Origin of the sequence: Flavivirga spongiicola, from assembly GCF_030540825.1 — a bacterium.
Lineage (GTDB): Bacteria > Bacteroidota > Bacteroidia > Flavobacteriales > Flavobacteriaceae > Flavivirga > Flavivirga spongiicola.
The window spans coordinates 1,863,532-1,875,830 of record NZ_JAUOEO010000001.1; the positions used below are offsets into that span (position 1 = coordinate 1,863,532).

Annotated in this window: 12 protein-coding genes; 3 read left to right on the plus strand and 9 right to left on the minus strand. The window is 33.1% G+C overall.

All coding sequences use genetic code 11. From position 1 onward, the window contains the following. Positions 1-47: 47 nt before the first annotated feature. From Q4Q47_RS07315 to Q4Q47_RS07330, 4 genes are all read right to left on the minus strand, one after another. Complete coding sequence (locus Q4Q47_RS07315; RefSeq protein WP_303305996.1) at positions 48-899, minus strand: helix-turn-helix domain-containing protein; 852 nt, start codon at positions 897-899, stop codon at positions 48-50. 64 nt (positions 900-963) lie between these two features. Beyond that, entirely contained in the window at positions 964-3,090 is a 2,127-nt protein-coding gene (locus tag Q4Q47_RS07320; protein ID WP_303305997.1) for a Tex family protein, read from the minus strand. A gap of 253 nt (positions 3,091-3,343) precedes the next feature. After that, a complete protein-coding gene (locus tag Q4Q47_RS07325) occupies positions 3,344-4,048 on the minus strand; it encodes an OmpA family protein (protein ID WP_303305998.1) in 705 nt (234 codons plus the stop codon). Between the two features lie 3 nt (positions 4,049-4,051). Then, complete coding sequence (locus Q4Q47_RS07330) at positions 4,052-4,522, minus strand: lipocalin family protein (protein WP_303305999.1); 471 nt, start codon at positions 4,520-4,522, stop codon at positions 4,052-4,054. 283 nt (positions 4,523-4,805) lie between these two features. Here Q4Q47_RS07330 and Q4Q47_RS07335 point away from each other — a divergent pair, with 283 nt between their 5' ends. Next, positions 4,806-5,141 carry a T9SS type A sorting domain-containing protein gene (locus Q4Q47_RS07335; RefSeq protein WP_303306000.1) on the plus strand — a complete coding sequence of 112 codons (336 nt, stop codon included), beginning with the start codon at positions 4,806-4,808 and terminating at the stop codon, positions 5,139-5,141. A gap of 238 nt (positions 5,142-5,379) precedes the next feature. On the opposite strand, the gene Q4Q47_RS07340 is transcribed toward Q4Q47_RS07335, so the two are convergent. From Q4Q47_RS07340 to metG, 3 genes are all read right to left on the minus strand, one after another. Next, complete coding sequence (locus Q4Q47_RS07340; RefSeq protein WP_303306001.1) at positions 5,380-5,898, minus strand: ferritin; 519 nt, start codon at positions 5,896-5,898, stop codon at positions 5,380-5,382. Positions 5,899-5,974: 76 nt separating this feature from the next. Beyond that, entirely contained in the window at positions 5,975-6,349 is a 375-nt protein-coding gene (locus Q4Q47_RS07345) for a hypothetical protein (RefSeq protein WP_303306002.1), read from the minus strand. Between the two features lie 3 nt (positions 6,350-6,352). Then, positions 6,353-8,452 (minus strand): methionine--tRNA ligase, encoded by a 2,100-nt coding sequence (gene metG / locus Q4Q47_RS07350; protein ID WP_303306003.1) that lies wholly within the window; start codon positions 8,450-8,452, stop codon positions 6,353-6,355. A 223-nt stretch (positions 8,453-8,675) separates the two neighbouring features. On the opposite strand from metG, the gene Q4Q47_RS07355 reads away from it, so the two are divergent. After that, positions 8,676-9,692: a S66 peptidase family protein gene (locus Q4Q47_RS07355; protein WP_303306004.1), complete on the plus strand. Its 1,017-nt coding sequence runs from the start codon at positions 8,676-8,678 to the stop codon at positions 9,690-9,692. Here Q4Q47_RS07355 and Q4Q47_RS07360 read toward each other — a convergent pair. After that, complete coding sequence (locus Q4Q47_RS07360) at positions 9,689-10,645, minus strand: WD40 repeat domain-containing protein (RefSeq protein ID WP_303306005.1); 957 nt, start codon at positions 10,643-10,645, stop codon at positions 9,689-9,691. The genes Q4Q47_RS07355 and Q4Q47_RS07360 overlap by 4 nt on opposite strands. A gap of 5 nt (positions 10,646-10,650) precedes the next feature. After that, entirely contained in the window at positions 10,651-11,226 is a 576-nt protein-coding gene (locus Q4Q47_RS07365; protein ID WP_303306006.1) for a YceI family protein, read from the minus strand. A gap of 217 nt (positions 11,227-11,443) precedes the next feature. On the opposite strand from Q4Q47_RS07365, the gene Q4Q47_RS07370 reads away from it, so the two are divergent. Beyond that, positions 11,444-12,295 (plus strand): helix-turn-helix domain-containing protein, encoded by an 852-nt coding sequence (locus Q4Q47_RS07370; protein ID WP_303306007.1) that lies wholly within the window; start codon positions 11,444-11,446, stop codon positions 12,293-12,295. Positions 12,296-12,299 lie beyond the last annotated feature (4 nt).

A 12,299-nucleotide genomic window follows, 5' to 3' on the forward strand; every position in this document is an offset into this window, starting at 1 on the left:
AAGATGTTATAAAATGAATGAATTTCCCTAAAACTTGTCAATTTTTCCTAAGAAGCAGACTTAAGCTGTTTTTTAAAATCTGAAGGAGATAACGACGTATGTTTTTTAAACAATCTGCTTAAATGTGAAGCGTCTTCAAAGCCAATTTCAAAAGCTATTTCTTTGGCTGTTTTGTCTGTATAAACGAGTAATCGCTTTGATTCAAGAACAAGTCGTTCGTGAATTATTTTTAACGGACTGGTATTTAATTTGGCAAATGTATTCGATAAGGTTTTTGGTGATTTAAAAAGTTTATCTGCATAAAAACTTACGCTGTGTTCTTGTCTAAAATGGGATTCTACCAACACATTAAAGCTTCTTAATAAGTCTATTTTAGAATCTGTAGTACCGAATGTCTTCTCTTCTATATGATCTTTGGCCTTAAGTATACGCGTGCTCTTTATAATAAATCTAGCCATAAGCATACGCAGCATTTCTGCCTGAATGTTATCCTTGGTCTCTAGCTCATCTACAAATACCTCATGAAGTGTGTTAAATTTATCCTGCTCTTTTTCATCTAAATGAATAAGGGGCAAGTGTTCATTTCCAAAAAAAAGCAATCCTGCACAACCTACTTCCTGATCATGGTCCTTAATGCAATAAAATTCTCTGTTAAATTGATATACAATTAAATCTTCTCCCTCAATGAATTGAAAATATTGAATATTAGTTAATGCTAAAACGCTATGAGGCTCGATGGTAAAAGGAATACTATCTACAATAATTTCTGCTTTTGAATCTTTTGTTCTTATAAACATAAATAATGCTACTTGCTTAGATTGTTTATACGATTCTAAAAGCGACTCATTACCAACTTTTAAAACAGCATCTGTAGAAAATTCAGAGAATAAATGTGTCATGCTTACTAGGTCTGAAAGAAATCAATAACATTACAAACTGAGCTATAAATAATTATAATTGGTATTACTTATGTAATTTTAATTGAATACGCTTTCGCGGAATATCAACCTCTAACACTTTTACTATAATTTGTTGATGCAAACTTACGTGCTCATTAACGTCTTTAACAAAGGCATCCGACAGATTTGATACATGAATCAAGCCACTTTCTTTAATACCAACATCTACAAAACAGCCAAAATTGGTAATGTTATTAACGATTCCAGGGAGCAATTGACCTTCTCTTAAATCTGATATCGTTTTTATATTTTGATTAAACGTGAATACTTTTGCTTGTTCCCGAATATCTAACCCCGGTTTTTCAAGCTCTTTAATAATGTCCTGAAGCGTTAACAATCCAACAGATTCTGTACAATACTTTTTTAAATCTATTTTTTTAAGAAGGTCTGCATTCCCAATAAGATCCTGAATACTTTTTCCTAAATCTTTAGCCATTTTAGTAATCACAGTATAACTTTCGGGATGCACCGCAGAATCGTCTAACGGGTTTTTGGCATCTTTAATTCTTAAAAAAGCAGCGCCTTGCTCAAAAGCCTTGCCACCTAGACGCGGTACTTTTTTAATATCGTTTCGCGATGTAAACACGCCATTTTCATTACGGAAATTAAAGATATTTTCTGCTAATTTTGGACCAATCCCAGATACATAACTTAATAAACTTTTGCTCGCTGTATTTATGTTTACACCAACTGAATTCACACAATGTTCTACGACAACATCCAGTGATTTTTGAAGTTTAGTTTGGTCTACATCATGTTGATACTGCCCTACACCAATAGACTTTGCATCAATTTTAACCAATTCTGCTAAGGGATCTTGTAAGCGACGACCAATAGACACCGAGCCTCTTACCGTAACATCGTAATTCGGGAATTCTTCGCGTGCAATTTTGGATGCTGAGTAAATACTTGCTCCCGCTTCACTTACTACAAAAACCTGAATATCATTTTTAAAATGAATCTTTCTAATTAATGCTTCTGTTTCTCTTGATGCTGTCCCATTACCAATAGCAATAGCCTCAATTTTATAAGCATCTGCCAACGAGCTTATTTTTTTCATGGCACCCGTTGCATCATTTTTTGGTGGATGCGGATAAATGGTTTCATTATATTTTAATTGTCCCTGAGCATCTAAACACACCACTTTACAGCCTGTTCTAAACCCGGGGTCAATAGCCAATATTCGTTTTTCGCCCAATGGCGATCCTAGTAATAACTGTTTTAAATTTTTTGTAAACACATTAATAGCAGATTCGTCTGCTTTGTCTTTAGCTATTTGTAAAGCTTCATTGCTTAACGATGGCAACAACAAACGCTTGTAAGCATCTTTAATGGCTAGTTCTATTTGGTCTGCACATTCATTATTACTACGAATCATTTTACTTTCGATTTTATCTAAAGCGTTTTCTTTATCAATTTCTATTTTAACACGAATAAAGCCTTCGTTTTCTGCTCTTAAAATAGCCAATAATCTATGTGACGGGATTCTACCCAAACTCTCGGACCAATCAAAATAGTCTCTAAATTTTTGGGCCGCTTCATCATCAACTTTTGTTTTTACCACTTTCGTGGAAATCATAGCAAAACGTTCTAATTGATAGCGAATATTATTTCTAACATCGGTACGCTCGTTCACCCATTCTGCAATAATATGTCTTGCGCCCTCTAAAGCGGCTTCAACCGAATTAATATCGCCTTTTACATATTTAAACGCAATCGATTCCACATCATTTGCGTTCTGGCTCATGATGATTTTTGCTAAAGGTTCCAATCCATTTTTACGAGCTGTTTCTGCCTTCGTTTTTCTGCTTTTCTTGTATGGTAAATAGATGTCTTCAAGCGTCATTAAATCTTGAGCAGATTCAATTTTTTGTTTTAATTCGGGCGTTAAAACAGCTTGCTCTTCTAAAGCTTTTAAAATCGCTTTTTTTCGTTTTTCTAAAGCTTCAAATTGTTCTTTATACTTTACAATCTCACCTATTTGAACCTCATCCAAATTGCCTGTTCTTTCCTTTCGGTAACGCGAAATAAACGGAATGGTACAATCTTCATTGAGTAATTCAATGGTGTTTTTTACAGATTGCTCTGGAAGTTGGGTTTGGGAAGTTATAAACTTTAAAATATCAATCATCTATTTGTTCGAATTAATTAATACCAATTTAACTTTGAAATAACACATAAAATCGTTTCTTTTTTGCTTACCCTACGTTAAAAAATAGAACCGTAGCTACTGCTATGCTTATATTTTTCGCCTTGTTTAAGCAAAAAATAATTCGATTTTACTCATGCGCAATTTCAAAGTTAAATTAGTATAAGAGCTCAAAAAAAATCTCGTTTTCAAAAATAACATTGAAAACGAGATTTATGCAAGTTTAATTATAATTTTAATTATTCGCTTTGGCTTTCGCTTCGTTAACCATTTTTTCATTAGGTAAGATAGCGATATTAACACGGCGGTTCTTTGCTCTACCTGCCACGGTTGAATTATCATGCTTCGGTTGATTTTCTCCAAACCAATTGGTAGTAAACCTTCCTGAGCTAAGCCCTTTATTTTTAAAATAGCCAGTAACTGCATAAGCTCTATTTTTAGATAAAGTCATATTATAGTTAGCGTCACCTGAACTATCAGTATGTCCTACAACTAAAATATTAGTATCTGGATATTCTTTAAAAACACCTACTAATTTATTTAATGTTGTTTGAGAAGCTGCATTAATATTATACTTGTTGGTATCAAAATAAACGCCACTACCTTCATCAAATGTTATTACAATACCATCATCTACACGTTCAACCTCTGCTCCAGGAATTTCTTCTTCTATTTTTTGAGCCTGTTTATCCATTTTATTTCCGATAAGCACCCCGGCTGTTCCTCCAACAACGCCACCAATAACAGCACCTAATTCTCCATTACCGCCTTTACCTATGTTATTGCCAATAATTGCACCTAAAATAGCACCTCCAGTGGCTCCTATTACTGCCCCTTTTTGTTTGTTGTTCGCATTTTGTACGGCTTTACAATTAGTTAAACTCGCAGTTAAAACAAGTGCTAAAAAGGTTAATCCGATTTTATTTAAAAGTGTCTTCATTATTTATTGTTTATTAAAGTTCATTGTAATTGTAAAAGGCTTACCATCAACCCTCACTGTTTGTTCCCATTCCATTGCCACATCAGACAGTGCCGTTAAATTTAATCGAAAACCTTGATTGGTATCAGATTTATATTTCTCATTGGTTGGCTTAAGTAGAAAATCGTAAAGTCCTGTTTGTGAATCAATTTCTTGAATTGTAAAAACAAAATTGCGAGCTCCACTTGAACAACCTACATTACTAATGTTATAAGTCCCCGTGTTATTGTTAGGAACAAATTGCCATAGACTCCCCTCAAAACAATCTTTCGAATCGTCATTAAGCAAGTTAACATTATACGTTCCTTTTTCACTATAAGTTATTGAGTTTAGCACCCAATTTCCTTTAATTACTTTCTTTGAAGTCCTTACGGTTTTTGATGTTCCGCAAGAGATTAAACTAATTGCAATTAAAAAAAGAAGTGTGTTTTTCATAGAATTAAAATTTAATAATGTTTAAAGTATTTACGAATTCCTCTTGTCTTCAGATGTTTTTTTATGTGATTTTTCTGAAAATATTTTCAGTTATTATTTAGACACCGATTAATTAAATGAGTCACTTGTTAGCTACAATCTCTTAGAAAATAATAACGAACTTAAAAGATGTAAATTATTAACGAAGCTTCAAAAATTTGGGTTCAGGCAGTTATAAATGTAATTAATCGTCTGATATTCCGTTAACAATAAACCACTTATATAAACAACAAATATCAATACTATGAAAAATTTGTTTTGTTTACTTTTAATTTTCCTGATTTATAATACTTCTTTTTGTCAGGAAAAAACAAATAATGTTAATTTACTTAATGATGATTTAAAGGCTTCTATATTTAAGTTTCATCCTAACCCGGTAGACAATCAACTGTTCATTATAGGTACTGTTAAAATAAAACGTATTGAAATCATAGATATTCTAGGAAAGAATGTTGCCACTTACTTTTTTAATAAGAGTATTATAAAAATAGACGTTTCACAGTTAAGAAGCGGGCTCTATCTTATAGAGATAAGAAATGAAAATGATAAACTGGAAATTAAAAAATTAATTAAAAAATAAGTTAAGCCACTTTTTTAAGCAAATCGAAACAAGGGCATTTTTTACAACGCTTATTCTCACCTTTTTTAAATTTTTTACAACAACTGGTTTTCACCTTATCGGTAGTAATAATACCTATCTCTTGTAATTTTTTTATAGCTTTTTTCTTCTTCTTTTTACCCAAAACAGAATCTAAAATTTAGATAACTCGGCAAAAATAGTTATTTTTATTAAATCTAAATAAAGATAATTGTTAAAATTACTGTGGTGTATTGGTCGCTGCTGTTGTTACTGTTAAATTTTCAATATCTCTATCAAATAAATACAGGCCTCCTTTGTCGTCTCCAATCATATTAATTTTATCAAGAATGGTACGAGCCACCGCTTCTTCTTCTATTTGTTCAGCAACATACCATTGTAAAAAATTATGTGTCGCATAATCTTTTTCCTGAAGACTAATATGTACTAATTCATTAATACTTTGAGACACATATACTTCATGCTCAAATAATTTCTCAAACATTTCTTTGAAAGACTTGAATGTAACGTTTGGTGCTGCCAACTGAGAAATTTTTGCATGACCTCCTCGTTCGTTGACGAATTTCACCAATTTTAGCATGTGTTCGCGCTCTTCATCAGATTGCGCATACATGAAATTAGACACTCCCTCCAGACCTTTTACCTCGGCCCAACACGCCATAGCTAAATAAATCTGTGAAGACTCAGCTTCAATTCTTATTTGATTATTTAATGCTTCTTCTATGGTTTTTGATAACATGATATTTCTTTTTATGTAAAGTTAAATAATTCTTTAATTCCTAAAATAATATTAAGATTAAATTAAGCAAGTAAATTTAACCAGCGAAATAATTTTTAAGCATAAATTCTGCAGAGGCATATTTACCTTTAATATCTCGGATAGTGTTCAATGCTTTCTGCGATCTTCTTTTCTCATTATATAGAGCTACTCCTCCAAAAAAGGAGCTTATTAAAATTATGATTATAGCTATAAGACCTGTTTTAGTTTCGACCTCTTCAATATTCAAATCAGGAATTTCTCGAACATATTTCAAAATAAAACCATCATCAATATTAGATATTAAGTACTCTTTGATTTCATCATTATATTGAGCGAATTGTCCAATTTCAACCATATCAGCTTGTGTTTTTATTAAACGTTCAGCTTGTGCTTGAATATCTACAATTTGCCTAATGATGTTTCTATTCATAAACTAACTTATCTGCAACCCGTTTGTTACAGCTGTATCATCCGGATTCACAAATACCAACTTCCCTTCAGGTGTCTCCGTCATTAAAATCATTCCTTCACTTTCAACGCCTCTTAACGCCCTCGGTGCTAGATTCACTAAAACGGTTACGCGTTTCCCTACCACTTCTTCAGGCGTAAAACTTTCGGCAATGCCCGAAACTATGGTTCGTACATCAATACCTGTATCGACTTTTAAAACTAATAATTTTTTAGTTTTTGGCATTTTTTCAGCTTCCAAAATAGTCCCAACACGGATATCCAACTTAGTGAAATCGTCAAATGTAATGGTGTCTTTTTGTGGTTCTACAACAGCATTAGCTATGTCGTTTGCTTTTTTACTAGCTTCTAATTTATCAAGTTGTGCTTGTATGGTTGCGTCTTCGATTTTAGAGAACAACAATTCAGCTTTCCCTATTTGGTGACCAGATGGAAGTAATACTTCTTTGGTACTTACTTCGTTCCAATGAGATGCTTCGACAAGCTCAGCATGACCCTCATCATCTTTTTTGTCATTCAGAGTGAAACGAAGAATCTTTTTTAATTTTTCAGAAGTAAATGGCAAAAATGGTTCACACAACGTAGCTAATGCCGATGCTATTTGAAGTGCTACATACATAATGGTTTGTGTACGTACCTCATCTACTTTAATCACTTTCCAAGGTTCTTCATCTGCTAAGTACTTATTACCCAGTCGCGCTAAATTCATAAGTTCTTGTTGTGCTTCTCTAAAACGGTAGCGTTCAATAGAGCTAGAAATCACATCGGGATAGGCTTTTACTGCGGCTAATGTTTCTTCATCTACTTGAGATAATGCATTAGCAGTAGGCGTCACGCCATCATAATACTTATTCGTTAGTACCACAACACGATTAATGAAGTTCCCGAAAATGGCTACTAACTCATTATTATTTCTCGCTTGAAAATCTTTCCAGGTGAAATCGTTATCCTTAGTCTCTGGGGCATTAGATGTTAAAGCGTAACGTAATACATCTTGCTGACCTGGGAATTCTTTTAAATATTCTGGCAACCAAACAGCCCAATTTTTTGAGGTTGACAATTTATTGCCTTCTAAATTTAAAAACTCATTGGCAGGCACATTTTCTGGTAAAATATAAGAACCTTCGGCTTTTAACATAGCTGGAAAAATGATACAATGAAATACAATATTATCTTTTCCAATAAAATGAACCAATTTAGTATCTTGATCTTTCCAATACGGCTCCCAATCCTTTCCTTCTCGTTCTGCCCATTCTATGGTAGATGATATATAACCTATCGGGGCATCAAACCAAACATAAAGCACTTTCCCTTCACCACCTTCTGCAGGCACAGGAATTCCCCAATCTAAATCTCTGGTTACGGCACGTGGACGTAAGCCATCATCAATCCAAGATTTACATTGCCCATAAACATTAGGTTTCCAATCTTTTTTATGCCCTTCAAGAATCCATTCTTTTAAAAAAGCTTCATGCTTATCTAATGGTAAAAACCAGTGTTTTGTTTGTTTTAAAGTAGGCGTATTTCCTGTTAAAGCTGACTTCGGATTTATTAAATCGGTAGCATTATGGCTTGTTCCACAGTTTTCACATTGGTCACCATAGCTTTCTTCATTTCCACATTTAGGGCAAGTCCCCACCACAAATCGATCTGCTAAAAACTGATTTGCTTCGGCATCATATAATTGCTCTGTCACTTCTTCAATAAACTCACCTTTATCATTTAAAGTCGTAAAAAATTCTGAAGCTGTTTTATGGTGAACCTCGGCTGAAGTGCGTGAATAATTATCAAAAGTAATCCCAAAATCTTTAAACGATTTTTTAATAATCGCATGGTATTTATCTACAACATCTTGTGGTGTGACCCCTTCATTTTTTGCTTTAATCGTAATGGGCACGCCATGTTCATCACTTCCCCCAATTAATATAACGTCGTTTCCTGTTAATCGTAAATAACGCGCATATATATCTGCCGGAACATAAACCCCTGCCAAATGTCCAATATGAATAGGTCCATTTGTATAAGGAAGTGCTGTGGTAATTGTATATCGTTTTGGTTTGTTCATGATGAAATTTCAATTATAGTGTCATTGCGAAATTTTTGATAAAAAATTGTGGCAATCTGTTAAATTTGGAAAGATTACCACACTTCGACTTTTTAGCTTATACTAAGCGAAGTCGAAGTACTCAATGCAAGCTATTTCAATCCTCGTAATGACGTTTAGTTTTCTAAAGCCACAAAAGTAATCAATTAGACTACGATTTAGAAAAAAAATGTACATTTACATTATGTCAAAAATCTCATTATTTACTGTATTATGTTGTATTGTTTTTTTCTTTGGGAAAAAACACCTTTCAGCTCAAAATGCGGCATCACCAAAAACAAATATATTGATACAACCACCATACTTAAAAGCAGGAGATACAGTTGCCATAGTGGCGCCTTCGGGAGTTCTAAAAAACCGAACTAAAGAAGTGGAACAAGCCAAGAGGCTTTTAAAAAGTTGGGGATTACATGCCATCGTAGGCAAACATGTATTTAGTCAGGCCAATCATTTTGCCGGAACGGATGATGAACGTTGTGAAGATTTTCAAAATGCTTTAGATAATCCCAAAATAAGTGCTATCTGGTGTGCCCGTGGTGGTTACGGAACTGTTAGAATTTTAGATAAATTAGATTACACCAAATTTAAACAAAACCCAAAATGGCTTATTGGTTATTCTGATATTACGGCACTTCATAATCAAGTTCATAACCAAGATATACAATCTATTCATGCTATGATGTGCACGAGCTTACAAGACGATTTTGGAACGATTAAAGAGACACTTTCAACATTTAAAGATGCCATTTTTGGAAAGTCTTTAAACTATACTTTAACAGGTTCTAAATACAATAAAACTGGGAACGCGTCTGCCCCAATTGTTGGTGGTAATTTAACGATGTTACATACCATGCTAGGCTCTAAAACAAGTATTGATACTTCTGGTAAAATTCTGTTTATTGAAGAAATTGGCGAATATAAATATCATATAGACCGTATGTTACAAAGTTTAAAACGTGCTGGCTATTTTGAAAACTGCAAAGGTGTTATTGTTGGCGATATGACCAAACTTAGAAAAAACACCACACTTTGGGGTACTTCCATAGAACAACTTATTTTAGATGCTTTATCCGATTATAGTTTTCCTATAGCATTTAATATGCCTGCCGGGCACGAAAAGGACAATCGCGCTATGATTTTGGGCAGACGGATTGAGTTGACAGTAGGTAAAGGTCAATCTACAGTTGTTTTTCAAAACTAATAGTCCAGTTCTTTAATTTTATTAGCATTCGAGTCCCAAATTACTATTTTGCCTTTACTACTTGAGGTAATAATAAACTTGCCATCTGGACTCCAATCTATACCCCATAAATAATCTTCTGAAGATTTTGATTCTGCTAACAGTTCCCCTTTTTTAGTCCAAATTCTTAAAGCATCACTTGCTGTGGCTAATGTACTTCCGGCACCGTTCCAACGTATATTCCTGTACTCTCCTAAACTTCCTGAAATTTCATTTAATTTCTCTCCTTCAATATTCCAAAACTGCACCAATTTATTATCCGCTTTTTCAAGATCCCCATAGTCTCCAACAGCAAAAAAATTTCCAGATTTATGCCATTCTACACTAAGTAAAAATGTTTCTTTCGCTCTTGGTTCAAATACTTTAATGATATCTCCCAAATAGTTATAAATTCCTATTTGTGCACCTACTGTTGTTAGAATATTTTTAAATGGGTGCCAATCTAACCCTGCAACACCCTTTGGGTCGGCCATAAATCTACTAATTCGTTTTCCTTCAAGATTAAATATTGACACGTTTCTTTCAAGCTCAGAAACAGCAAGCATATCGCCTTTATAATTCCAATCCAATCCTCGGAAACCAGATTCTAAACCTTGTAAATCTATCCATGTATCTTTTTCAAAATCAAGCATTCTAGCCTTAACCGTTTTACTTTGAGTTACAATAGCTAAAATATTCTTAGTAGGGTGCCATTTTATTCGGCTTATGGTAACACCCCTTACCGGGTAAGTTTTTATGAGTTTAAAGGTCTTCGCTTCGTATATTTTAAGGTTGTCCTGATTACCACCTGTAGCTATATATTCTCCACTTGGACTCCATGCCACAGTCCATAATGTTTTATTGACCTGTTTTTGATTCGGCAAGCAAGCAATAATACTGATAGTATATAAAATGCCTATAAGTATGTCCTTCATTTCTTTTAATTAAATATCAAAACAACTTCAAATTCAATAGCATCAGAAATAATACCATCTTTAACACTTCCAAACATACCTTTCGACTCATAGTTAACACCCCATCTGGTTCTATCCATAATAAATTTTGAATTCATTTCATATTTACCATCCACAACTTTAAATTTTATATTAAAATCAATGGCATTGGTAACATTCTTAATCGTTAGGTTCGCTTTTACCTTAATGGTATTTACATTTTTATGAACAACTTCGATAAACTTTATTATAGCTCTTGGATGTTTTTCAACATCAAAAAAATCTTGGTTTTTTAAATGCCCTACCAACATCTCATTATATTTTCCATCGGTATTTGCAATAGAGTTCATATCAATTTCGAAATAACCTCCAAGTATAACATCATTCGATTTAATAATATGTCCACTTATAAATTTTACAGTGCCAAAATGCTTATTATATTTAAATAAATTCGATCCTGTCCATTTCACAACACTCTTAGTTGTATCAATTTCTATATTCTTTTGAGCATTTGTAATGCTTGTAAAGCAAATAATTATTACCAATAAAATAATTTTTTTCATGTGTATGTATTTATTGTCTTTTATTTGTCACATGTAGCATCCATCTAATCATTGTCCTTGGGTATCGAAACTTTTAGTTATGAATGTTTCATGATTCATATTTTTTAGTAAAACTAGAAGCATTGTTTACCATTTTTGTAAAAAAAATGTGAAAGAAGTGTGAAACGGATGCAAAAAGTTGAAAATTTTCATTTATTTAACTGTTTTAAACATAACGATGAATAAGCTCATTTTCTCTTTATTGTTGATACTGCCCTTTACACTCTCGGGATGCATAGATGATACGTCCCAGAATCATTTTTCTGAAACGGTAAAAGTAGCCTTGCGAGATGCTGGCCATGCACTTTTAATCACTAATAACGATTCTACATCATTGATCCTACCTATCACTAAATTAAATGAGAACACATACGAACTAGCATTTCAAAATAAACTATCTATAACTCCAGATAGCTTGGTGAATGTTATAAGTAACAGTTTAAAAACTGCTAACCTCCCAAAACAATATATTGTTGAGGTTATTAATTGCAATAACGATGAAGTGTTTTACAGTTTTCAAATCAAAGGAACTACAGAAAGTAATATTGTTCCTTGTTTAGGCAGAAACCTACCCGCTGATTGTTATACGATCCAGATACTATTTCTTGAAAAGAACTCGAGGTTAACTACTAAAATGTACATAACACTTTTTATTCTTTTTACCTGCATATTAATTTCTGGTTTTTTCTATCTTAAAAAAAGAAAAATAAAGACCCCTACTGGGGAGGTCATTCCCTATTCAAAAATTGGTGATTATAAATTTTATAAAGATCAAAACAAGTTAATTAAAGAAGCTGTTGAAATAAAGCTATCTGCTAAAGAATGTGAACTCATGTCTATGCTTAGTGCAAATCTAAATCAAGTTGTAAAACGCGAAACCCTTGTAAAAGAAATATGGGAAGACCACGGTGTTTTTGTCGACAGAAGCTTAGATACTTTTATATCAAAACTTAGAAAAAAGTTTAAAAATGACAACACTATAAACATTATTAATGTTCATGGTGTTGGCTATAAACTGGAAGTCCTTTAAAAAG